This is a genomic window from Anaerolineales bacterium (genome assembly GCA_025808555.1).
Lineage (GTDB): Bacteria > Chloroflexota > Anaerolineae > Anaerolineales > UBA11579 > JAMCZK01.
Genome location: CP075526.1, coordinates 181,889 through 205,554, shown reverse-complemented (window position 1 = coordinate 205,554; position 23,666 = coordinate 181,889). Strand labels below are relative to the sequence as shown.

The following is a 23,666-nucleotide window of genomic DNA, read 5'->3' as shown; positions in this document are numbered from 1 at the left end:
GCATTCGCCAAGTTGAAAGTTTGATATAGTCTCAACACTCTATGGATGAGGTTTGCACGTGATCGTTGAGTGGGGCTACGCGCTGGCGCTGGTCATTGCCGGCTTCATAAGTGTTGGAGTTGCGGTTGGTAACTGGCCGCGCCGCGCTTTTCATGCTGGGCGCGCCCTATTGGCATTCTTGCTGTGTCTCAGCTGGTGGTCCTTCACTTATGCCCTGTTCTGGCTGCGTATTCCGGGGCCAACTCCTTTTTTCTGGATCGATCTAACATACTTTAGCGTCGTGGCTGTGCCCATAGCGCTCACCGTTTTTACCCTGCAGTTTACTGGACGCGGCCGGTACCTAACCCGGCTCAACATGACCTTGCTGCTTGTCGTGCCTATTCTTACGCTCGTGCTTTTGTGGACAGATCCACTGCATGGCCTGTTCTTTGCTGGCACGCGCGTTCCGGGCCAGGGAGTGATCTTTGACGGCGGCCTGGGCTTTTATCTCAATCTGGTGTTCGGCTATGGCCTGATCCTTGTTTCGATCGTGATGCTGTTGCAGGCCTTTGGTCGTTCAACGGGCTTGTATCGCAGCCAGATCCTTGCAGTGCTGGTGGGCATTTTCATTCCCATCCTTGTCAATGTGCTCAGCCTGCTTGGCGCCAGCCCGTTCCCTAATCTGGATCTTACGCCCATCACCTTCACCATTACAGGCATCTTTTTTGCTTATGCCCTATTCCGTTTAGGCCTGCTGGATATTGTGCCGATCGCTCGCCACGCGCTGGTGGAGCAAATGAGCGATGGCCTGATCGTGTTGGATGGCCAGGAGCGCGTGGTGGACATCAACCCGTCAGCCCGTTCGATCCTTGAGCTTGCCGTAGACCCGATCGGGCAGACCGGCGCCAAGGTGTTCGGCGCCTGGCCGCAGCTGGGGGCCTTGCTGCTGCAAATGCGCCCAGCCAGCCAGGAGCTGCTGCTGGGCGGCATGCCGCAGCGCACTGCGGAAGTCTTCATTACACCGCTATATGACCAGGCCGGCGAATTTGAGGGGCGCCTCATCGTCATCCGCGACATTACGCAGCGCGTAGAAGTAGAGCGCCAGCTGCGCGAGCAGATCGCCCAGAACGAGGCGTTGCAAGCCCAGCTGCGGGAGCAAAACATCCGTGACCCGCTAACGGGTGTTTTTAACCGCCGCTACCTGGAAGAGTCGCTCCACCGTGAGCTGGCCAACGCCACACGCAAGCATGAGCCTCTAAGTGTCGTGATGCTGGACATTGATATGTTCAAGAGCTTCAACGATACGTATGGCCACGCCATTGGCGACCTGGTCTTGCAAACCGTGGGGCGTATTCTGAACGAGAACACGCGTGCCGGAGACATTGTCTGCCGCTATGGCGGCGATGAGTTCGTGGTCGTGTTGCCAGGTGCCACCGCAGAGACCGCCCGAACCCGTGTAGATGAATGCCGCCGCCGCTTTGCCGATGCAGTTTTTCAGGTCCAAGGCAAATCTTTGCGCTCTACGCTATCGGCAGGGGTGACCATTTACCCGTTGCATGCTGACAACGCGGCTGCGTTGTTGGAGTGTGCAGACCGCGCCCTGTATCAAGCCAAGCAGCAGGGCAAGAACCTGACGGCCGTACTCAGTTCCTCGGCGTAGCTCCCTTGCAAATCTGTTAGCAAGCTGATTTTCGAAATCATGTAAGCTGATTGCGGCTTGCAGTACTGCAAGCTGTTGATGTGCAGCTGGAGGCAAAGATAGACGATAAAAAGATAGTCCTTGTATTCAGCTGGCTGGTGCTGATCTTGGGCTTGCTAGTGTATTTAGGCTGGGCCTTTGATGTCCCCCAGCTCACCTCGCTTTTTATCAATGAAGGCGCCATGAAGGCTAATACGGCCTTATGCCTTGCCCTGTTGGGTGGAGTACTTGTGCTGCGTCAAAGTTCGAAGCTGGCCCATCAGCTTTGGGTGCCTGTGCTGGCTGGTTTAGTGCTGGTGATCGCGCTAGCTACTCTGGCCCAGTTTGTCTTCGATATTAATCTGGGTATTGATGAGCTTCCCTTCAAAGACGACATGACCTCCGTGGTCACGGAAGCCCCAGGGCGGATGTCGGCTACGACTGCCATATCCCTTGGACTTCTGGCGCTCGCCGTGTTGCAGGATCAAGTATGGTCTGACAAAGTGCGGCGCTACATGCTTTTTACCGTACTGTTACTGAGCCTGAGTGTCTTTCTTAGCTATCCTTTCACCTTTGCGTTTGGGGAGAGCATATTTCTGTATACGGGGATGGCGCTCAATACTTCCATCCTGATAATGTTTGTGGCACTGGCATTGTTGATCGATATGCCTGACCGCGGCTGGTTGGACCTGGTGGTTGCCCGTACGCCGCACGGTGCAAGCACCCGCGCTTTGCTTGTTACGGTGCTGCTGGTGCCTTTTGTACTTGGCTGGCTGGCCTATTACAGCGAGGACCAGGGTGTTCTGCAGAGTTCACTTAGTCGCTCCACTTACACGATTACTGTGATGCTTCTGTTGGGCGGGATCGTGTTGGCCAATGCTGATCGGCTGTACCGGGCGGGCAAGATGCAGATGACATTGGAGCGCAATCTTGATGTGTTGACCCGCCAAATGAACTCGCTGATCGAGAATTCGCCTTCGGCCATCTCTGTGAAAGACGTGCGCGGGCGCTACAAGCTGGTCAATTCTCAATTTGCCCAGTTGGCCCAGCTTGACCGGGAAGAGATCATTGGCAAGCCAGCAGAGGCCATCTTTCGCCAGCCTCTGCTGCAATCTGTGATCGACTCTGACCGCAAGGTGCTGAGCAGCGGCAGCCCCGCCAGCCGAGAAGTGACCGCCATTGTGGACGGCGCCGAGCGTACGTACCTTAATGTCAAGTTCCCTTTGTTTGATGAGAGGGAAGAAATTCTTGGTCTGGGCGGGATCTGGACTGACATCACCGAGCAGAAGCAGCTTCAGGAGACTTTGCGCACCAAGAATACGGATCTGGAACGCTCCAACCAGGAGCTGGAGCAGTTTGCCTATGTGGCCTCTCACGATTTGCAGGAGCCGTTGCGCATGGTTTCCAGCTATATGCAGCTGCTCGAGGCGCGCTACAAGGACAAGCTGGATGATGATGCCAAGGAGTTTATAGCCTTTGCGGTGGATGGCGCGGCGCGCATGCAGCGCCTGATCCAGGACCTGCTGGCCTTCTCTCGCGTGGGCACCCGTGGACAGGCGCCTGAAGTCGTTTCGGCTGAGGCGGCCCTGGATGAGGCGCTGCAGAACCTGGGCATGCGCATTCAGGAGAACCGCGCCAAAGTTGAACACGATGACCTGCCCAGCGTATTTGTAGATCGCAACCAGCTGACCCAGGTTTTCCAGAACCTGGTGGGCAACGCCATCAAGTTTCGGGCGGAGCGGGAGCCGGTGGTAACGGTGCAGGCGCACCCGCATGGGGACTTCTACGAGTTCCGGGTGCAGGACAACGGTATCGGTTTTGACCAAAAGCACGCCGACCGCATTTTCGTCATCTTCCAGCGCCTCAACAGCCGCGAGCTCTATGAGGGCACGGGTATCGGCCTGGCCATCTGCAAAAAGATCATTGAACGGCATGGTGGCCGAATATGGGTTGAATCTACAATAGGGGAAGGCACAACCTTCTACTTTACGCTGCCCAGGCTGCCACAGGCCGAGGCGGATGCGCCGGGGGCGGGCGGCCCACAGGTGGACGCAAACACGCCAGAGCCCAGCCAGGATGCAGTACAAGAGCGCGCCCAACGCATGCTTTAGACGAGGAGCACAATGACCGACAATGGACAACTGATCGATATCTTGCTTGTGGAGGATAACCCCGGTGATGTACGCCTGACCCAGGAAGCCTTCAAGGATGGGATGCTGCGCAACAACCTGCATGTGGCCATGGATGGCGAGCAGGCGATGGACTTTCTGTATCGGCGCGGCCAGTTCCCGGATGCGCCGCGCCCGGATCTGATCTTGCTGGACCTCAACCTGCCGAAGATGAACGGGCGCGAAGTGCTGGCCGCCATCAAGCAGGATGAGAGCCTGAAGCGCATTCCGGTGGTGGTGCTTACTACGTCGCAAGATGAAGCGGATATCACAGAAAGCTACCGCCAGTTCGCCAGTTCGTATATTGTCAAGCCAGTCAGCATGGAGAAGTTCCTGAAGGTGGTCAGCTCGTTCAAGCAGTATTGGTTGAGCGTGGTGAAGCTGCCAGGCGCCGAAGACTAGCGCGGTTTGGACTTTTAAGCCAAAGAGCCCGGAACGGGCTCTTTGGGTTTTCGCGCAGCGGCAGCTTATTTCACAAAAGTGAGAAGGGCTGCCGCTGCGCTATGTTGGATACTATCCATGGGCAACACCTCCTCTTGTGTGGGGTAGCGGGGTTATGTGATGGCAGGAGTATTACATATGGGCGGGCGCTTGTCAACGCAAATGGGGGAGCAACTGGCCGGCTAGGCCTCGACCCATTTCTCGTCGTCGCTGACGTCAAATTCGCGCATTTCGCCGGTGGCGATGTAGGCGGTGCGCTCGCAGATGTTGATGACCCGGTCGGCCAGGCGCTCGAGGTTGTGGCAGGCCCAGAGGAGATGATTGATCTGGTCAATGCTGTCTGGGGCGGCGATCATCTGGTCGAGGATCTCTCGCTGGACTTCGTTGAAGAGCTGGTCGACCTCGTCGTCCTGCTTGGGGACGCTGCGGGCTAGATCGACCTTGCCGGTGACGAAGGCTTCGAGGGCTTTGTGGAGCATATCCACGCCGATCTCGGCCATCTGGGTGAGGCCGGCGGGGGGCTTGAGACGGGTCTCACGGCCGAGGTTGTGGTTGATGCGGGCGATGCCCTTGGCGTAATCTCCCATGCGCTCAAGCTCGGTGATGACTTCAAGGACGGCGGTGAGCTGGCGCAGGTCACGCGCCATGGGCTGCTGGGTGGCGATGAGGGTGATGGTGCGCTCTTCGATCTCGAAGCGCTTGGTGTTGATCTTCTGGTCGTTCTTGTAGACTTCCTCAGAGACGGCAAAATTGCGGTCTTTGAGGGAGCGCACGGCCTGCAGGGTGGCCTGCTCGACCATGCTGCCGAGCAAGAGCACCTCGTCCATGAGTTCGCCCAGTTTGCGTTCCAGCGTTTCGCGTGTATTTGCGTTCACAGCTACCTCGGCCCTCATTATACGCTCACAGTATACGGCGGCTTGTTTATTAAATGGTTAAGCCTTTGTTTACAAAGTGGGGGGTGGGCGGGTACAAAGGGCAAAGTTTGCTAGTATAATCAACTTGAATTTCTATCAGAAATATCATATTAACACCCAGGTTGAAACGAACCTATGACAAGTAGCTCCCAAGTTAGTCCGGCAATGCAGCGCTATGCTGCTGAAGTGTTCCGCATCCAGCAGGATGAGGGCAAGGTTTCGCTCTCGCACCTGGCGGAGCATGTGGAATCCTCTCCGCAGGCGATCGCCCGGATGGTGAAGCGCCTGACGGACGCCGGTTTTGCGACCTATGAGCCGTACCGCGGGGTGCGCCTGACGAAGGATGGCGAGCGGATCGCTATGCCGGCCCTGCGCCGCCACCGGCTGGGCGAGGTGTTTTTGGTGAAGGTGATGGGGTACGACTGGGCCTCGGCGCATGAGCTGACGGATGTGTTTGAGCGCGGGATCAACGAGGAGCTTGAGGACCGGATTGATCAGCTGGCCGGCCACCCGACGAATTGCCCGCACGGGGAGCCGATACCGACGAAGGATGGGAAGATCAACTTCCCGAATGATGGGCCGCTGGTGGACAAGGAAGTGGGGGTGAGCTGCAAACTGACGCGGGTGCGGACGCATGATGCGGATAAGCTGCGCTATATTGCCAACCTTGGGCTGACGCCGGGAGTTGAGTTTACGCTGGTGAGCCGGGCGCCTTTCAACGGGCCGTTGCGCTTGCAGATGGGGCGGAATGACCAGGTGATCGGCTATGAGCTGGCGAGCAGTTTGTGGGTGGAGGAAAACGGCAAGGCGAGTTAAGTTAGCCATTGTGGTTGAGTTTGAGAGGCGGTCGGCGAAAGCTGGCCGCTTTTTTGTTTTGGGAGGTTGGGGTTGCGAGGATCCCTCGCTGCGCTCGGGATGCACGTTGGACCTGGCAGCGCACGCCCCTACGCGTGCCCGACAGGGAATTTCCTGACAATGGAGCCTGCAGATGCCCTTCGCTGCGCTCAGGGCGACACGATGAGGAGTACGGAAGCAAAGACGGGATGCGTAGGGCGCAGCATGCTGCGCCCTACGGCTACCAAGTGCAGCATGACGAGGAGTGTGTACGGATGTGGCTGCGAGGATCCCTCGCTGCGCTCGGGATGCACGTTGGGTCCGCGGAGGGTGAAAGTTGTTGTTGCTGGAAAGGGGGTGGGGGTCAAAAGATAATACTAATAACTTTTGGGCGTTCATGAGCGCTCCTTCGAAAAGAGGGCGAGGCTTGAAGGGGTGAGGCCATATGTTGCGGTGGCACCTTGCCTACCTGTATTGGTGCGAGCGAGATAACCAGCGCTTTTGAGTTGATGAATCTGATGGCGCAAAGTGCTGGGGCTGAGAGAGTCAAGCTGGGTAAAGATGCTGGCGGTGGTGGCGGGGCCGTTGAGGTGGAGATGGTGGAGGAGTTTGACGGCGGCGGGGGCGAGGTTGGTGATGGCGGGCGGTGGGTCGGCCTCGGCGGTGAACCAGGTGCGGCCGGGCTGGAAGTGGGCGCGGGCGCTGAGGGGCTGGGGCGAGGCTTCACGCGATTTGATGGGGGTGAGGGTGACGATGGGACTCTGGGGGCTGGAGTGGGTGGCGAGCATGAGGTCTACGGCGGCGGCGATGGCAGAGGAGCCGCGGAAGTCTCCGGATTTGTTCATGTGGTGGATGACGAGGACGGCGGCGTTGGCCTGCTCTGAGAGGATGCGCAGGTTGTTGAGGATGGGGAAGACGGAGGCTGTGTTGTTCTCATCAGCGCCGCGCAGGAGGCCGGAGAGGGCATCAATGATGATGAGGCCAGCGGCGAGCTGATCGGCATCGTTGCGGATGTTGCGGCGATGCTGCTCTTGCTGAAGATCGTAGATGGGGAGGGACTGGAAGTAGAGCGGGGTGTCTGGGCTGCCGCCGTGGGCGAGGAGGGCGCTGTGGATGCGGGACCAGAGGCGCGGGCGGCCGGTTTCCATGTCAATGAGATAGGCGGGAGTTTGCTCGACCGGGAGGCCGAGCCAGGGTTTACCGAGGGCAATGCAGGCGGCCAGATCGAGGGCGAGCAGGGTCTTTTTGGAGCCGGGCTGGCCGACGAGGATGTTGAGGCTGGGGCGGGCGAGAAGGTTGGGAATGAGCCATTCGATGCGGGGCGGAGGGCCGAAGGCATCTTTGGCGGAGTAGATGATGACGGCGGGGTGATCTCGGTTGGGTAGCAGGCTTTGGGCGTCGTAAAGCTGGCTGAGCATGGTGCGCTGCTCACGAGTCTGGATGGTGGCGAGCAAGGCGGCCCAGCGGCCTTTGGGGCCGGTTTCGAGGGCTTGCCAGACGGCGTCATAGAAGGGCATCCACTCCTCAGGTAAAGGCTCGGTAGGGACGGGGGCGGAGCCAAATTCGATGAGGCGGATGAGGCGTTCGGCCGGTGTTAGGTGGTCTTGTGGGTTCCCCATGCTGGGGATATAGCGCGGTTTGGGGAGGTTGTGGGGAATTGGCGGTGGGTGTCAAGGGATAGGGGGAAGGGGGAAGGGTGAAGGATGAGGGATGAGGGATGGAGGCTCAGCCTGTCATTCCGAAGGAGCAAGTGGTGGAGCGTAAGCGGCACCGTTTGAGGGGTTATAGGCTGGTCTGTTGACTAGAAATGTAGACTGATTGCTCTGGATGAGAATAAGTGCCGCCCTTTCGCAATGATTTTTTGCTGGACTAGCTTGTGCAAGTATTTTTCTCTCTCTTTCAGGGGCTTTGCCCCTGTGACCCCACTGGGGGAACCTACGCTTCGCTTGGGTTGGTTCCCCCGGCGCTGCGAAGCAGCGCAGCCCCCTCCGCAATGGGCACGGCTAGAGAGTGGAGGCGGGAACGGAAGGCTGTGACACGCTTAGCAGAACGAGCTTGGCGTGGCTATGGGTGTGGAAAGCGAAATTGGCTGGGATGGCGGACGCATTGCGCCCCCCTGAACTCGACGGTGGGTAACAAGCCCTAGATTGCTTCGTCGACAGATGGCTCGCTGCGCTCGCCTTGCCTGCTCGCAATGACGTAGGGGCGCAGCATGCTGCGCCCCTACGGAGTTCGATGGAGGATTGCCAAGACTGGTTTGAGCAGCGGCTGGTGGCAGCGAGGATCCTTCGCGGGCGGGTAAGTACTGGGCAACGCCCAGCACTTACGCTGGCTCAGGATGCACGCGGGCGGTGGGGATTGGCAAATCCCAGATTGCCTTCCTTCGCTGCGCTCAGAACAGGCTCTGGCAGATGGCTCGCTGCGCTCGCCTTGCCTTCTCGCAATGACGTGCTGCGTTGGGCGGACCGGCACCCCTCAGCGCTGCGAAAGCAGCGCAGGGCTCCACACTCAGTACCAACGCTTTACCTGTGTTGCTTCCCTATTTTGCTGCAAAGCATGTAGCTTACCTAAGAATCTGAACACATGACTAATGCCTCTTAAGAGTGCTTCGGGAGTGGGGAGAAGCCCCTTGTTCTTGAGAAGTTCAGTTCATGGATGAAGTTGTCCAAGCATGCAGATGGATCTACGTGGTCAATATTGAGCTGTTGTAGTGTGTCGTATACAAATGTTACGCTGAGAATAGGTAATGTTTCAAGATGACCTGACTTAGGATTAAGTTGCTTGCAGTATACAGACACTACAGCGGTATATTCAGGAACTGCCGCGAAAATTTCTCTGGCTGCTCGAATTGCTGCGCCACATACATAAGCCTTGTAAATTTCGTAGTACAAGGACTTTGGCATTTGCTTAGAGGAAAGTTTTCCACTCTTGAGCAACACCTTCTGATGGCTAGGAACAATGCTGGCGGGGCTAACCGTAATGTTGGCATAAATTGATTTGGCCGTGACACTAATGCTCGGCTCAGGTCCAATCTGAATTAGGTCACCTAAATCAGAATGTTCTACTAGCACCGTTCTTATGGCTTCAGGGGATTTTCTTATCATTGCCTGGGCCAAATCACGACGCTCATTGTAATCACTTAGTTTTTGCTTATACTTGGCCAACCGCTGCCTGTGTTCTTGGGCGTCCTTCTTCGTAGCTAAATTGACTGCAAGCTTTAGTTCTTCTTTCCTTTCGGCAACCCTGTTGAGCACATTGTCCACGAGTGAAGGTTTGTAAGCATTAAGTATCTCTTTTGCGTGTCTCTCATGCTTACTTGACTTTTTTGGCTCAACTGGAGGTGTTGCTTGGAGTATGCTCTCCCAGTCCCACTGCTCCGGTAAAGTTCTGTGGACGCTAATTAACTCTTCTATTTTTGCTGAAAAATTTCAAATTCCAGCAAGGCGTGTTGTTGTTCTGTTAGTCTTTCAAGTAACTTTTGTTGACGCTCGCGTTCACTTTGTTGTTTTCTTTGAGATCGGTCGTACCTATTTGCTGCGGCATTCAGTGTTCGAATAGTGCCTCTCCAAGACATTTTCCCTCCAATCTTCTCTGTCAGCGGGCGGTTTTGTTTACCTACTACCGCTTCTTGCGCCCAGTATACGCCGGCGCGGTCAACGCATATATCGTGCACAGACGCGTGTCCAACATCCGCGCCCGTATGCGCGTGTCCATGTCTTCGAGGCGGTCGGCGGTGGTGATGACGGTGGGGAGTTGGGCGTTGTAGCGGTGGGTGAAGAGCTGGTAGAGCTTTTCACGGGCCCAGGGGGTGGCGGATTGGGTGCCGAGGTCGTCGAGGACCAATAGTTCGGCGTTGCGGATCTCTTCGAAGCGCTGGTCGTAGCTAACCGGGCTGGTGGGGTTGAAAGTGGCGCGCAGATGGTCGAGCAGGTCGGGGACCATGATGAAGAGCGGCATGCGGCCAATGTCCTGGGCGTAATTGGCGATGGCGGCGGCCAGGTGGGTCTTGCCGCTGCCGTGGCCGCCAGTGAACAGCAGCCAGCCTTTGGGCTTCTCGGCGAACTTGCGGGCAGCGTCGAAGGCTTTCTTCAGGCTGCGGCTGTCGGCGGCGGGCAGGCCCTCGCCCTCGCGCAGGTCAAAGCTGGCGAAGTTGCGCTCGCGCAGCAGGTGCAGCGAGGATAGCTCGTTGGCGCTGTCGTCGGTGGGGCGGCGGAAATCGGGGGCGAGGATGCGGATCTGGGTGACCAGATCGGGGTCGCTGAGGCGCGAGCGGATGCGGCCCTCGATCTGGTCAAGCGCCAGGTTGGTGGTGACGATGAGGGGCAGGCGATTGATGTAGCGGTGGTTGATGATCTGGAAAAGCTTCTCCTGCGCCCAAGCGGTGGCGTTTTGCGTGCCGAAGTCATCAAGGATGAGCAGGGGCGCCTGGCGGATCTCTTCAAAGCGCTCTTCGAAGCTCTCTTCGGTGGAGCCGTAGGTGAAGCGCAGACTATCGAGCAGGTCTGGTACGGTGATGAAGATGGTAGGCAGGCCGACCTGGACGGCGAAGTTGGCGATGGCGGCGGCGAGATGGGTCTTGCCAGAGCCGTAGCCGCCTTCGAGCAGGAGCCAGCCTTCCATGCGCTGGGCGAACTGCTGGGCCTGGTTGAAAGCGAGCTCGAGCGAATCGGCCTGGCGGGCGGGGAGGCCAACGCGGCCGCGGGGGTCGAAGTTATCGAAGGTGAGATCGTTGAGCTCGTCGAGGCGGCTGATGGCGTAGAGGCGGCGACGGGCCTGCTGAGCGACCTCGTCTTTGCGGCAGATGCAGATGACGGTGCGGCCGAATTCAGGATGGCCGAGCGGCTTGTCGGCGCGCACGTAGCCCAGGCCGCCGCAGTGGGGGCAGTTGGGGTCGCCGACCATTTCAGGGCGCAAGTGCCCGTCTGGCTGGTTAGTGTTCGATGAAGTCGGAGAATTCGCCTTCGACGTATTTTCGCCGATCTTTTTCAGAATTCCCTTCAGTTCGTCGCTCATCGCGTCCGTCTTCCTGCCATCTGCGCAGAATGGCTTGCACATAGCTCCACGAGCGGGCGTTGTTCTCCACGGCGATGCGCATCGCCTCTTCGAGCCACTCGTGGGGGTACTCGCGCTCGGCGTCCTTGAGCGCGTCGGCCATCATGGGAGTGAGCGCCCCAATGTTGCGCTCGTAGAGCGCAAAGATGTTGGGGCGCTCGTGGGCCAGTTCAATCGGGTAGCGCGGGTCGCCACTGGGTTGCCACTCGCCGGATCGCACGGCCTCGTAGAGCGCCCGGCCGCGGGGCGAGTTGAGGAAATAGAACTGGCGCATCTGCCCGTCTAATTCTAGCTGGGCGTGCAGCAGCGTGCTGCGGCTGACGGCGGCCAGCAGCCCAGCGTCAAGGTCGGCTTCGCCGCCGGGTAGGCCGGCGAGGAACAGCGCGTCTTCGGTGAAGTCTTGCGGCTGCAGGTAGCGGGCTTCGCCTTCCATGCGTTCGAGCTTCCAAAGCGCGTAGAGGGTGACCTTGAGCTCCGCCAGGCTGTCAATGTGCGGGAGCAGCTGGCTGAAGAAGGGGCCGGGCAGGCGCGTGAAGCGCACTTTGCCGGCGGGGAAGCCGGAGAACGGCTCAGGCCCCGCTTTGGCGCTCATTGAACCCTGCGAAGTCTACGTTGCGGGTGGCGGCGTTCTCGAACTTGGCGAGCTGCTCGCGGAAGACGAGCTCGACCACGCCGGTGGGGCCGTTGCGGTGCTTGCTGATCATGATCTCGGCGATGTTCTTGCGCAGACTATCTTCTTCGTATTGGTCTGGGCGGTGGATGAACATCACGATGTCGGCGTCCTGCTCGAGGGAGCCGGACTCGCGCAGGTCAGAGAGCATGGGGCGCTTGTCGGCGCGCTGCTCGACGGCGCGGGAGAGCTGGGCGGCGGCGAGCACGGGCACGTTGAGCTCACGCGCCAGGACTTTGAGGCTGCGCGAGATGTGCGAGACCTCCTGGACGCGATTGTCGTTGCGGCTGTCGCCCTGCATGAGCTGCAAATAATCCACGACTACAAGGTCGAGGCCGAATTCCATATGGAGACGGCGGCACTTGGCGCGCATCTGGGTGGGCGAGATGCCCGGCGTATCGTCAAGGAAGACTTTGATGCCGCCGAGGGTCTCGACCGCCTGGGCGAACAGGTCCCACTCACGCTGCTCCAGCTTGCCGCTGAGCATCTTCTGTGAGTTGATGCCGGTTTCCTGCGAGAGCAGGCGGGCCACCAGCTGCTCGTTGGACATTTCCATCGAGAAGATGGCGACATGCTTTTTGTGCAGCTGGGCGGCGTTCTTGACGATGGACATGAGGAAGCTGGACTTACCCTGGGCGGGGCGGCCGGCGATGATGAGCAGGTCAGACGGCTGCATGCCGCTGAGCAGGCGGTCCAGGTCAATAAACCCTGTGGGCACGCCGTAGAACTCCTCGTTGCGGCGGGAGAGCTGGTCAATGCGGTCGTAATAGTCGCTGATGACCTGCTTTATCGGCTTGAGGTCAGTGGAGAGCTGGTGGTCGCTGGCGCCGAAGACGGCTTTCTCGGCCTCTTCGATGGCGGCCTCGATGCTCAGGTTCTCCTGGTAGGCGGTTTTGGCGATCTTGTTGGCGGCTTCCAGCAGGCGGCGGCGGATGCTGGTCTGCTGGACCAGGCGGCCGTAGGCCTCGGCGTTGATGGAGCTGGGCACGGTGTTGATGAGCCCGGTGAGGTAGGCTGGGCCGCCGATCTCGGCCAGGTGGCCCTGTTTGTCGAGGTCTTCGGTGACGGTGAGCAGGTCGATGGGGATGCGCTGCTCGTGCAGGCGGGTGAAGGCTTCCCAGACCCAGCGCAGGCGGTGGATGTGGAAATCTTCGCCGGTGAGGAAATCGGCAACGTCGTAGTATGCCTCAGGGTTGATCAGCACCGAGCCGATGACGGCTTCTTCGGCCTCGCGGCTGTGCGGCACCAGCTGCTGCGGGCCGGCCGGCTGCTGTATGTCTGAGGAGTACGCGTCGCTCATTTAGTTGTTCTTGCCCTTGGTGGGCTTGTTCTCATCGTCGTCTTCGTCGCCGATGTCGAGCTTGGAGAGGAAGTCTTCAAAGGCTTCGAGGCGCTCTTCGGCGGGGTTGACCTGGTCGGTCATTTCGGATTCTTCGAGGAACGGGCGTTCACCTTCGGGGTGCTCACCGTCGGGGGATTCCATGTCTTCTTCGGGCACGATGCCAGCGGCATCGAGCACGGAGCGGGCGACGAGGATGGGGACGTGCGTACGCACGGCCACAGCCAGGGCATCGGAGGGGCGCGAGTCGATCTCGATGGTGCGGCCGTTGACCTCGACGACGATGTTGCCGTAGAAGACATCACCCTTGAGGTCATGCACTTCGACGCGGATAACGCGGCCATCCATGCCGCGCACGACCTCGCGGATCAGGTCGTGGGTCATGGGGCGGGCGACTTCGACCTCTTGCAGGGCGAAGGTGATCTGCTCGGCCATGTAGGGGTCGATCCAGATGGCAAGATAGCGGTCGGCTTCGGCTTCGCGCAGGATGACGACGCGTTGCTGGGACATTAAGCCCACGCGGATGCTATCAATGACGACTTCAACCATTTCGCTCATGTGTGTGCGCCTCCGGGCAACCGGTGCCCAGGCCTGTGGCTGCTGGCGCGTAGGGCGCGCCGGATAAACAGTGCGCTATTTTATCACTCGCCCCGATGCATGGAAGTGCACGCGAGTGAGCGCAAGAGCGAACCTTAAAGAGAATTTTGATTAACCTTAAAGTCATGGCAAGCCGTTAAGGTTTGTGCGTTATAATCCCGGCCTCAGGTCAGCGAATGAGTTTATGCGCAATTCTCTTTTAGGCACGTTGGGGGCATTGTAGAACCACATGGCGCGTAAACTATCTCAAGCAAGCAAGACAAAAATACTTTGGGTCGAAGGCCGTTGGGTAAGCAACGGTGAATTTGTGCCCGCGCTGCTCAAGAAGGGCTTCCAGGTGCAACGGGTGGCCAGTGGAAAAGATGCGCTGGAGAGCGTGGGCGAAGCGAAGTATGACCTGGTGATCCTGGATGCGGCTTCGATGCGCACGAACGGCAAGCGCATCTGCACCTCGATCCGCAATCTTGTGGATGGGATGCCGATCCTGCTGATCTCAGACCCCAACCGGCCGCTGGAAGCAGACTTTGAGTGCGCCAACGCAGTGCTGGTGCTGCCGTTCACACAGCGCAAGCTGCTGAACCGGATCGCGCCGTTGCTGCCGACCGCCGAGGGCCGCCTGCTGAAGGCGGGGCCGATCGAGCTGGACCTGGACAGCCATGCGGTGAAGGTGGGCAGCAAGAAGACGGTGCTGACGCCGCGCCTGGTGCGCCTGCTGCAATTGCTGATCGACAGCAAGGGCGAGGTGGTGGAGCGCAATTCGCTGTTCAAGAAGGCGTGGAAGACGAACTACACGGGGGATACACGCACGCTGGATGTGCATATCAGCTGGCTGCGCAATGCGATCGAGAAGGACCCGAAGAAGCCGAAGCTGTTGGTGACGGTGCGTGGGGTGGGGTACCGGTTGGACATTTAGCCGCCGAAGGCGGCTTTGTAATTTCTACTCTGCTTCGCAGAGTAACGAAATTACACGCTTGTTGTGTTTGGCGCCTGAGGTTCAGGCGTTTTTTGTTGGCCGTTGACGCCCAGATTGCCACGTCGGCAAATGCCTCGCTGCGCTCGCCTACCTCCTCGCAATGACGGGAAGTGGGGCGCACTGCGGTGCGCTTACGGTGGTGCTCGGTTTTATGTGTGGTTGCATTGCGTAGTACGGATTCTTCCGCAGGAATGCACTCCGGCTCCTCGCGGCTGCGTCGCTCGTTCGGAATGACAGGGTATCGGGCGTGGGCTTGTGTTATTGATGCGCGTAGCGAGGATCCTCGCTACGCTCGGGATGCACGGGGTAGGCAGGGGCGCAGCATGCTGCGCCCAAATGAGTTTCCCCGCAGTGTTGTCGTACGAATAGACTGTGTAGATGCCCTTCGCTTCGCTCAGGGCGACACGAGAAGCAAGGCCTAGACTGGATTGTAGGCTTCGAGGGTGAGGCATTTGGCGCCGCCGCCGGATTTGGTGAATTCGCTCAGATCCATGGCGCGGGTTTGGAAGCCGGCGGCTTGGAGGGCAGCCTGGTAGCGGGGGGCGTGCGGGGTGCTGAGGATGACGGTGTCGCCGATGACGATGGAGTTGCCCGCCAGCTTGCCGGCTTCCTCATCGTCAATTTCGATGAGGGTGACGCCGAGGCTGCGCAGCATCTTCAGGCTGCCGGCGCCGATGGCGGAGGGCACGTAGGCCAGGGTGCTCTCGTTGAGCGGGCAGAGCACGGTATCCACATGGAAATGGGGGGCGAGGACTTCGACCGGGAGCACTTCGACATTCAGGGTGTGGGCGAGGAAGTTGTTGGCACGTGCATCGCTGCGCACGCCGTAGCCGGCGAAGATGCGCCCGTTCCAGGCCATGGCATCGCCATTGCCCTCAAAGTTCACGCCTTCGGGCAGGCGGTGGATGGTGTAGCCGCGCTGCTCGAAGCGCTGTACTTGCGGCTCCACTTCGCCGGAGCGCTCAGCGTAGCGGAAGCGACTGGCGATGGCTTGCTTACCGTACAAGAAAATGGAATCACCGGTGAAGACTGAATCAGGCCAGCCGGGCAGGGGTTCAAAGACTTCCACATGGGCGCCCAGGTCCAGATAGGTTTGGTAGAGCGCGTCCCATTGTTTTTGGGCCAGCTGTTTGTCTACCTGCACTTGGGGGTCCATCCAATTATTGATGCTGTAGGTAACCTCGAAAAGCGTGGGGCGGGTGAGATAGAAGCGGCGTTTGCTCGCAGACGACATAAAACTCCAGGTAGGTAGTGAGGGAAGCCAGCAGTGAGATGCAAACCGCTGGACGGCCATAGTTTACATTACTTCGGGCGCCTCGATGCCGAGCAGGGCGAGGCCATTGGCCATGGCCTGGCGGGCCGCGGCCACGAGTGCCAGGCGGAAGCTGCGCTGCGGCTCCTCGGCCTGCAGGACGGGGCACTGGTTGTAGAAATCGTTGAAGCCCTTGGCCAACTCATAGGTGAGGTTGGTGATGTGCAGGGTCTTGTGCTCGCTGGCGGCGCGCTGGACGGCGTCAGGCAGGCGTGAGATCCGCTCGATGAGCTCGATCTCGCTTGGCTGGAGCTCATGCTGCGGAGACCCGGTGGCAGCGGCGTGACCTTCCGCGGACGCTCGGCGTAGGATGCTATTGGCGCGCACACAGGCGTATTGGATGTAGGGCGCGGCCTGGCCGTTGAAATCCAAGGCGGCTTCCCAGTCAAAGGTGGCGATCTTGGTGGTCTCACGCGCCAGCATGGGGTACTTGATGGCGGCCAGACCGACCTGCTGGGCAACCTTGAGGCGGGTGGCCTCGTCAAGTTCGGCGTTCTTCTCGGCCACGATGGCGGCGGCCCTCTCAGTAGCCTGGCTGATGAGCTCTTCGAGCAACACCACCACGCCCTCGCGCGAGGAGATTATGACGTTGCCGGGCAAGTTGACGATCTCGTAGGGCAGGTGCAGCACCTTTTTTATCAGGTCTTCGTGGCCAGCCAGCTCGAGGGTCTTGAAGACCTGGGTGAAGTGCAGGCTCTGGCGCACGTCCACGACGTAGATGGACTGGTCGAGCTCGTATTCTTTGAACTTGGCCAGGGCGAGAGCAAGATCCCAGGCGCCATAGAGTGAAGTGCCATCTGAACGCAAGAGCACCAGCACGCGGAACTTCTCTTGCAGGCCGAGGAGCTCATCGAGCTTGACGACGACGGTGCCGCCCTCGGCGCGCTCATCCACGGCGATGTTACGGGCGATGAGGTCTTCGATGATGGGCTTGCACAGGCGCTCCATCTCGCTTTCGAAATAGATGCGGTCGAAATGGATGCCCATCTGGTCGTAGATCTCATTGAAGCCATCCAGCGACCATTGGCGGGTGAGCAGCCACAGGTCATAGACTTCTTTGTCCTCAGCTTCCCACTTGGAGAAGAGGTCACGGATCTCGGCCTCGCCGTTGGGGTCGGCCTCCAGCTCACGGGTGGCCTCGGAGTACAGGTCGCCCATCCAGCGGGTGACGTCTTTGGCAGGCGGCTGTTGGCCGGCGTGGCGCTTGGTGTAGTTCCACATCCATTTCATTACGTCTTTGCCGTAATCGCCAATGTAGTTGGCGCGCACCATCTCGTAGCCGGCGGCCTCGAGGATGTTGGCGAGCGAAGCGCCGAGGATCATGTTGCGCAGGTGGCCGACGTGGAAGGCTTTGTGGGTGTTGGGTTGCGAGAACTCGAGCATGACGCGCTGGTGCTTGGGCGCGCCCCAGCCGTAGTGGCCGGCTTGCTCGGCTACCGCGCCCAGGACGCGGGCGGCGAAATCGGCGGTGGAGAAGTAGAGGTTGAGGTAACCCTTGACGGCTTCGATGCGGCTGAAGCCGGGAGTGCCCTGCAGCTGTGCGGCGAGTTGCTCGGCCAGTTGGGCGGCGCGCTGCGGCACATTGATCTTGCCGCCGCCTTGTTTGGCCTCTTGCGAGGCGAGTTGGAAGAGCGAGGTGGCGATGCCCCATTCGCCGGAGAAGGGGATCTGGCTCCAGGTGAGAGTGGGCGCGGGTAAGCCTTCGGCTTGGCAATATTCGGCGATGCGCGCTTCGACGGCGGCTTTTTCTGCGTTGAACATAAGAAATTATTATAGCTGTTAGCCGTAAGCTACGATGTTGAACGTTGACAAGCCTTTTAATGTGCAGTAAGCTGTTCAGGAAACGGTCAGGTATTGTGAAAGAAGCTGTGATAACCATGGATTGTGATCCATTAAGTACTAAGAAAGCTTGCAGCATTTTGCGCGGCCTGTTTACGCTTGGCTAAACGATTATTTGTATAAGTCTGGCCCTGGTTGCTCAGTGCATAGCAGCCGGGGCTTTTTTTTTAAACCAGTGATTGAGGTTCAAATGTACAAGAAGATTCTTGTGCCGCTAGACGGCTCCGAAACCGCAGAATTGGCCTTGGAACATGCCATCGCGTTGGCCAGGGCCATGAGTGCAGAGATCATACTGTTGCATGTAATCGACTTTGCCTCGGATTTGTTCATCCCCAAGGTGGGGAAGATGCGCACCATGGAAGAGTGGAGCCTCTATCGTTTGCGCATTGAGCAGGCTGAAGAGGAGATTACAAGATATCTAGGCGCTAAGGCCAATGAAATCTCTCAGCTTCGAGTATTAGTCAGCGCCAGTGTGGTGAAAGGGTACGTGGTCGATTCGATAATCAACCAAGCCCGCGTTACGCGCACCGATCTAATTGTGATCGCTAGCCATGGGCGTAGCAACCTGAAGCGAGTTTTCTACGGCTCGGTGTGCAGCGCCATTCTGCAGAAGGTAGATCGACCCTTGCTTGTCGTCCGTGACGCGCCCCATGTGGAAGGTTAACATGGGGGTCAGCCGTTACTTTCGAGTTGAGGGGCCGCGCCGCCGTGGCCTTACCGCGGGAGATCTCCTTGTGCTGACGGGCGTGGCAGGCGTCCTTTACATCGGTTTGCGCCTGGCATTTAATGCGCCTGAAGAAGTCAGCGGCCCAACCATTTCCCTGCAGCCCTCGGCACTTCCCTGGTATGCATTTCTTTCTATCGGGCGTATGATCGCTGCCTACGCCTTATCATTGGTGTTTAGCTTGATTTATGGCCGAGTTGCTGCAAACAGCCGAGTTGCAGAGCGCGTCATGCTGCCGCTGCTAGACGTACTTCAAAGCGTACCCATCCTTTCTTTCTTGCCGGTTGTTCTTCTAGGTCTGAGCGCAGTTCTACCAACTGCTTGGGCTGCTGAGCTGGCTTCGGTAGTTCTAATCTTTACCAGCCAGGTGTGGAACATGACCTTTGCCTGGTATCAGTCCCTTACAACCCTTCCGGGGGAACTGCAAGAAGCCAGTTCAATTTTCCGCCTCAATAGCTGGTTGCGTTTCCGTTTTCTGGAGCTACCCTTTGCAGCTATTCCGCTGGCATGGAACAGCTTAATGAGTTGGGCCGGTGGCTGGTTCTTCCTAATGGCTGCCGAAATGTTCACCGTTGGGCAGCGAGATTTCCGCTTGGCCGGACTGGGGGCGTACTTGCAGGAAGCCGCCAACCAGAACGATTTGTCTGCGATACTCTTTGGCTTAGGTGCGCTGGTGCTAGTCATTGTGATACTTGACCAATTTGTGTGGCGACCATTGCTTAATTGGACCAACCGCTTCAAACTTGGGATGGCCCAAACAGAAGAAGAGAATCGTTCCTGGTTTCTACAGTTTATGCGAGGGTCAAACTTGTTTGCATGGCTGAAGTCCCTTTGGCTGGCAGGACCCGAAAATGCCATTGACCGCTGGATGGAGGGACGAGCGGAGGAATCTTCCAAAAGGACAGAGGTGGTAAGAAAATCTTTGGGATGGCGGCTGCTAAAGTTCGGTATGGTTGTTTTCTTTGCGATTTTGACGTACTTCATGACTGCCTCTTTGATTGCAGTACCGTTTGAGGATTGGCGGTTAATCCTGATTGGGCTAGGGGCAACCCTGTTGAGGGTTAGTGTGGCCTTGGTTCTTGCTTTGCTCTGGACGGTCCCAGTTGGGGTGGCCATCGCTACCAATCGCCGCTTATCTGCATTCTTTCAGCCATTGGCGCAAATCATGGCATCCGTTCCTTCCACTGCCCTTTTTCCTGTCTTCGTTCTCTTTATCATCGGTATGCCGGGCGGTTTGAATCTGGCCGCGGTGTTGCTCATGCTCACTGGATCGCAGTGGTACCTGCTTTTCAACGTAATCGCGGGCGCCAATGCCATTCCTGAAGACTTGCGGTACACGGCAACCCTTTTGAATCTCTCTCGTAGTGAGCGCTGGCGTACGCTAATCTTGCCTGCGCTGTTTCCATACTTAGTCACTGGGGCAATCACAGCCAGCGGCGGAGCATGGAATGCAAGTATTGTTGCTGAATACATCGAATTCGGCGGTGAGACGCTCTCCACAACTGGAATCGGATCCATCATTGCGCAGGCCACTGCGGATGGCCGCTATCCCCAATTGATAGCTGCGACTATGGCCATGGTCGTCTCCGTGGTGCTGATCAACCGTATATTTTGGCGCCGCTTATATACCGCCTCCGAAGAAATCTATCGCATGGAGTAAGCCATGGAAAAACCAATTCTCGCAAGCCTGAGTGGCGTTTCACAGATCTATGGAAGTGCCGAACGCTCATTCACGGCTATTGAAGATGTTGCTATGGATGTTCGTGAAGGTGAGCTCGTCGCATTGTTGGGTCCCTCTGGTTGTGGAAAGAGCACCTTGTTACGAATTATCACGGGACTCCAAAAACCCAGCCGGGGGCAGGTTATGTATCGAGGTTTGCCATTGCACGGCGTGAATCCACACGCCACCATTGTGTTTCAAACCTTTGCCCTGTTTCCCTGGTTGCGGGTGCAGGAAAACGTCGAGATGCCGTTGAAGGCCAAGGGGAGGCCAGCAGATCAGCGGCGTCAATTAGCCCTGGAGGCTATCGATCGAGTAGGCCTGGATGGCTTCGAGAGTGCTTATCCCCGTGAGTTATCCGGTGGAATGAGGCAGAAGGTTGGCTTTGCTCGTGCGCTGGTCACCGAGCCCGAGCTGCTCTGCTTGGATGAGCCCTTCTCCGCCCTGGATGTGCTTAGCGCTGAGGCTTTGCGAGGCGAGTTGCTGGAGTTGTGGCTCGAAGGCAATTTGCCTACCAAAGCCATCTTGTTAGTCAGTCACAATATCGAAGAAGTCGTGGCGCTGGCAGACCGCGTGCTAGTAATGGAGAAGAACCCCGGGCGGATCGTGGCGGAAATGCGCATTGACCTACTGCATCCGCGGCAACGCAAGTCTACTGCCTTCCAGGTCGAGGTGGATAGGCTTTATGCCCTCTTGGCTGGCCACACTCAACCCGAATGGATGGAACTAGGTACTGCCCCCGGGCAAACGGGTCACACGCCAGCCTTGCCTGAGATCAGCATCAGTGACTTGGCTGGTCTTCTTGAACACCTTAATGCCGCACCAGGGGACCGCGAGGATATCTATCGCCTTGCCGAAGATCTTGGCTTGGACTCCGATCACTTACTACGTCTGGTTCAGGCAACTGAACTGCTCAGCTTGGCGACTATCTCAGAGGGCGACATTGCCCTGACCAGTTTAGGCGAAACTTTTGCGGATGCCGGCATTCAGGCGCGGAAGGAGATCTTTGCCTCGCGTTTGCGACGGTTGCCAGTTTTTCAATGGCTTTTAGCTTTGCTTGGCGCGGCTGAGGGGCAGAAGCTGCAGGCGAAGGTGGTGCAAACCGCATTGGAGCTTGAATTCTCGGCTCCAGAGGCTGCCAAACAGATTGGGATTATTGTGAAGTGGGGGCGATACGCAGAGTTGCTAGCTTATGACCACAACGATGAGCGGCTTTACCTCGAGTTGGAGCAGCCGGCACCTAAAAGCGAATAAGGGTGCACAACAAAAAGAGCCTGCGCATTGCGCAGGCTCTTTGGCGTTCGGGTGCGGCACTCGGTGCCAGGCTACTTCTTGCCGGCTTCGAGCGCGTGGAGCTTGCTCATCAGTGCGCCCTTGCGGCGGGCGGCGTTATTGGCGTGAATGATCTTCTTCTTGGCGGCCTTGTCCAGCGCCGTAGCGGCCGCCTTGGTGGCTTCCTTGGCCTGCTCGACATCGCCGGCGGCGAGGGCGACATTGGCCTTGCGTACAAAGGTGTTGGCGCTGCCGCGGTAGATGCGGTTTTGCTGGCGGCGCTTTTCGTTCTGCCGATTGCGCTTGATGGCAGATTTAATGTTTGCCAAAGTAAATTCCTCCGAATCCTATATGAAAGCGGGCTGAATTCTACATGATGAACAGCGAACAGTCAACAGTTGACAGTAAACAGTTTACAGCCAACTGTTGAAAGTGCTCTGCAACCACGCTGGCCTTAAAGCCCTGTTCACTGCTGCCTGATCACTGCTCGCTTGGCCTCAGCCTGATAGAATGAGGTTGATGACATTTAAAGCAGGTTATGTAACCGTACTTGGCCGCCCCAATGTGGGTAAATCCACATTAATGAATGCCCTGTTGGGGCAGAAGGTGGCGGCTGTCTCCCCCAAGCCACAGACCACGCGGCGCAACCAGCTGGGCATCCTGACCACGGAGACGGCCCAGATCGTTTTTGTCGACACGCCGGGCGTGCATGAGCGCCGCAGCAAGCTGGGCGATTTTATGAACGCGGATGCCATGTTTGCCGCCGATGACGGCGATGTGCTGTTGTTCCTGGTTGACGCCTCGGTTTCGCCGACGGAAGAGGACCGCGCCCTGGCTGGGCGGCTGGCCGTCCGCCAGCGCCAGCGACCCCTGCTGCTGGCGCTCAACAAGGTGGACCTGCTGGCCGGCGATGAGCGCGACGGCCGACGCGAGCAGTATGGCGCCCTGGTGGAGGCTACCAAGATCGTGGAGCTTTCAGCAGTAAAACGCGAGGGCCTGGCTGAGTTGTTGCAAACGCTGGAGGGGCTGCTGCCGGAGGGCGAGGCGTTCTTCCCGCCGGACCAGGTGACCGATTTCTGGGAGCGCCAGATCGCCGCCGACCTGATCCGTGAGGCGGCTTTGCAGCACCTGCGCGAGGAAGTGCCGCATGGAATAGCGGTGCGTATTGATGAATTTCTCGAGCGTGGCGAGAGCGGCGCCAAGATCGACGCCACGATCTTTGTCGAGCGCGACTCGCACAAGGGGATCGTAGTGGGCGAGGGCGGACGCATGATCAAGAAGATCGGCCAGAGCGCACGGGAGGAAATTGAGCGCATGAGCGAGCGCAAGATATTTTTGGAATTGCGCGTCAAGGTTAATGAAGGCTGGCGCGACGACGAAGGCCAGCTGGAGCGCCTGGGCTATGCGCGGAGGAAAGACTGATGCAATGGTGGCTGGTATTGGGCCTGGCCGCGGCCGCCATGGCGACCAGCGCGTGGGCCGCGGCGGATGAGCGCCGCGGACTGGCGCACGGTGCGGCGGCAGCGGCGTATGGATTGCTGGCGCTGTGGATAGTGGGCCAGGCCGGGTCACACGCTTTCAGCGGCTCCGAGAGCCACTTGATGGGCTATTTTGTGATCGGGCTGGCGGGGCTGGCCGCTGGCGAACTGGCCGCAGGCTGGGCCGTCGCTAGGCGGCGGCTGGCCCGCGCCCCGGCCGCCACGCCGCTGGCGGCACTGCTGTTTGCGCTGGGTTTTGACTTGCTGCGTCCGGACGACTATGCGTACGTGCCCGCAGCGATATTGGCTGTGCTGGTGCTGGCAGTGGCGGCGCAGGCCAGCCGCCGCCTAGCGACGGCCAAGCGCGGGCGACGCAACCCCAGCCCGGCGCAGGTGCAATGGCGCAACTTGTATATTGTGTGCATTGGCGTACTGTTGTATGCGGCGCTGTTCAAGATGGTGGACCGCGGCTGGCCGATGTTCAGCGCGTATGCGGCGGCCGGCGGCAGTCTGCTGCTGGCAGTGGCGCAGCTGTGGTGGGGGTGGAGCGTGCTGCTGCGCCAGCAGGTGGTGGCGCCTTGGCTGCGGCGCCTGGCGCTGCAGGCGGGCGTGCTGTTGATGGTGGTGGGCGCGTTCTTTGTGTACAGGGAGTTTATTTAGCGCTTCTGGAGAAACG

General features: G+C 58.7%; 20 protein-coding genes. 10 read left to right on the top strand and 10 right to left on the bottom strand.

What is annotated here, in order from left to right:
- The first annotated feature begins 58 nt into the window (after positions 1 to 58).
- From KIT08_01090 to KIT08_01080, 3 genes are read left to right on the top strand one after another with little or no spacing between them, the layout of a single operon-like run.
- Complete coding sequence (locus KIT08_01090) at positions 59 to 1,639, top strand: diguanylate cyclase (GenBank protein ID UYN89850.1); 1,581 nt, start codon at positions 59 to 61, stop codon at positions 1,637 to 1,639.
- A gap of 50 nt (positions 1,640 to 1,689) precedes the next feature.
- Positions 1,690 to 3,768, top strand: coding sequence for a PAS domain-containing protein (locus KIT08_01085; protein ID UYN89849.1), 2,079 nt, complete (start codon positions 1,690 to 1,692; stop codon positions 3,766 to 3,768).
- 12 nt (positions 3,769 to 3,780) lie between these two features.
- Positions 3,781 to 4,227 carry a response regulator gene (locus tag KIT08_01080; protein UYN89848.1) on the top strand — a complete coding sequence of 149 codons (447 nt, stop codon included), beginning with the start codon at positions 3,781 to 3,783 and terminating at the stop codon, positions 4,225 to 4,227.
- Between the two features lie 221 nt (positions 4,228 to 4,448).
- Here the strand turns inward: KIT08_01080 and phoU are convergent, their stop codons facing one another.
- The gene (gene phoU, locus KIT08_01075; GenBank protein UYN89847.1) at positions 4,449 to 5,141 is read right to left on the bottom strand and encodes a phosphate signaling complex protein PhoU; all 693 of its coding nucleotides are present in this window, start codon (positions 5,139 to 5,141) and stop codon (positions 4,449 to 4,451) included.
- A gap of 174 nt (positions 5,142 to 5,315) precedes the next feature.
- On the opposite strand from phoU, the gene KIT08_01070 reads away from it, so the two are divergent.
- Positions 5,316 to 5,996: a metal-dependent transcriptional regulator gene (locus tag KIT08_01070; protein ID UYN89846.1), complete on the top strand. Its 681-nt coding sequence runs from the start codon at positions 5,316 to 5,318 to the stop codon at positions 5,994 to 5,996.
- Positions 5,997 to 6,409: 413 nt separating this feature from the next.
- Here the strand turns inward: KIT08_01070 and KIT08_01065 are convergent, their stop codons facing one another.
- From KIT08_01065 to KIT08_01040, 6 genes are all read right to left on the bottom strand, one after another.
- Positions 6,410 to 7,633 carry an AAA family ATPase gene (locus tag KIT08_01065; GenBank protein ID UYN89845.1) on the bottom strand — a complete coding sequence of 408 codons (1,224 nt, stop codon included), beginning with the start codon at positions 7,631 to 7,633 and terminating at the stop codon, positions 6,410 to 6,412.
- Between the two features lie 978 nt (positions 7,634 to 8,611).
- Positions 8,612 to 9,277, bottom strand: coding sequence for a hypothetical protein (locus KIT08_01060; protein ID UYN89844.1), 666 nt, complete (start codon positions 9,275 to 9,277; stop codon positions 8,612 to 8,614).
- Positions 9,278 to 9,632: 355 nt separating this feature from the next.
- On the bottom strand, positions 9,633 to 11,027 hold the full coding sequence (locus KIT08_01055; GenBank protein ID UYN89843.1) for an ATP-binding protein: 1,395 nt from the start codon (positions 11,025 to 11,027) through the stop codon (positions 9,633 to 9,635).
- Entirely contained in the window at positions 10,945 to 11,658 is a 714-nt protein-coding gene (locus tag KIT08_01050) for a DnaD domain protein (protein UYN89842.1), read from the bottom strand. The genes KIT08_01055 and KIT08_01050 overlap by 83 nt, the downstream gene beginning before the upstream one ends.
- On the bottom strand, positions 11,636 to 13,036 hold the full coding sequence (gene dnaB / locus KIT08_01045) for a replicative DNA helicase (GenBank protein ID UYN89841.1): 1,401 nt from the start codon (positions 13,034 to 13,036) through the stop codon (positions 11,636 to 11,638). Before dnaB ends, KIT08_01050 begins: the two co-directional genes overlap by 23 nt.
- Complete coding sequence (locus KIT08_01040) at positions 13,037 to 13,633, bottom strand: bifunctional nuclease family protein (GenBank protein ID UYN89840.1); 597 nt, start codon at positions 13,631 to 13,633, stop codon at positions 13,037 to 13,039.
- A gap of 268 nt (positions 13,634 to 13,901) precedes the next feature.
- Here KIT08_01040 and KIT08_01035 point away from each other — a divergent pair, with 268 nt between their 5' ends.
- Positions 13,902 to 14,585 carry a response regulator transcription factor gene (locus KIT08_01035; GenBank protein UYN89839.1) on the top strand — a complete coding sequence of 228 codons (684 nt, stop codon included), beginning with the start codon at positions 13,902 to 13,904 and terminating at the stop codon, positions 14,583 to 14,585.
- Between the two features lie 478 nt (positions 14,586 to 15,063).
- Here KIT08_01035 and KIT08_01030 read toward each other — a convergent pair whose 3' ends face one another.
- Both KIT08_01030 and argS read right to left on the bottom strand, forming a co-directional pair.
- Positions 15,064 to 15,879, bottom strand: a complete 816-nt coding sequence (locus tag KIT08_01030; protein ID UYN89838.1) for a hypothetical protein — start codon at positions 15,877 to 15,879, stop codon at positions 15,064 to 15,066.
- A 63-nt stretch (positions 15,880 to 15,942) separates the two neighbouring features.
- Complete coding sequence (gene argS / locus KIT08_01025; GenBank protein UYN89837.1) at positions 15,943 to 17,718, bottom strand: arginine--tRNA ligase; 1,776 nt, start codon at positions 17,716 to 17,718, stop codon at positions 15,943 to 15,945.
- A 268-nt stretch (positions 17,719 to 17,986) separates the two neighbouring features.
- Between argS and KIT08_01020 the strand changes: the two genes are divergently transcribed.
- Genes KIT08_01020 through KIT08_01010 form a run of 3 tightly spaced genes read left to right on the top strand, consistent with a single transcriptional unit; the run spans position 17,987 to position 21,494 of the window.
- On the top strand, positions 17,987 to 18,460 hold the full coding sequence (locus KIT08_01020; protein ID UYN89836.1) for a universal stress protein: 474 nt from the start codon (positions 17,987 to 17,989) through the stop codon (positions 18,458 to 18,460).
- 1 nt (position 18,461) lies between these two features.
- Positions 18,462 to 20,180: an ABC transporter permease subunit gene (locus KIT08_01015; GenBank protein ID UYN89835.1), complete on the top strand. Its 1,719-nt coding sequence runs from the start codon at positions 18,462 to 18,464 to the stop codon at positions 20,178 to 20,180.
- A gap of 3 nt (positions 20,181 to 20,183) precedes the next feature.
- Entirely contained in the window at positions 20,184 to 21,494 is a 1,311-nt protein-coding gene (locus KIT08_01010; GenBank protein ID UYN89834.1) for an AAA-associated domain-containing protein, read from the top strand.
- Positions 21,495 to 21,565: 71 nt separating this feature from the next.
- Here KIT08_01010 and rpsT read toward each other — a convergent pair whose 3' ends face one another.
- Positions 21,566 to 21,841: a 30S ribosomal protein S20 gene (rpsT, locus tag KIT08_01005; GenBank protein ID UYN89833.1), complete on the bottom strand. Its 276-nt coding sequence runs from the start codon at positions 21,839 to 21,841 to the stop codon at positions 21,566 to 21,568.
- Positions 21,842 to 22,022: 181 nt separating this feature from the next.
- On the opposite strand from rpsT, the gene era reads away from it, so the two are divergent.
- On the top strand, positions 22,023 to 22,934 hold the full coding sequence (gene era, locus KIT08_01000) for a GTPase Era (GenBank protein UYN89832.1): 912 nt from the start codon (positions 22,023 to 22,025) through the stop codon (positions 22,932 to 22,934).
- Positions 22,934 to 23,650, top strand: coding sequence for a hypothetical protein (locus KIT08_00995; protein UYN89831.1), 717 nt, complete (start codon positions 22,934 to 22,936; stop codon positions 23,648 to 23,650). Before era ends, KIT08_00995 begins: the two co-directional genes overlap by 1 nt.
- Positions 23,651 to 23,666 lie beyond the last annotated feature (16 nt).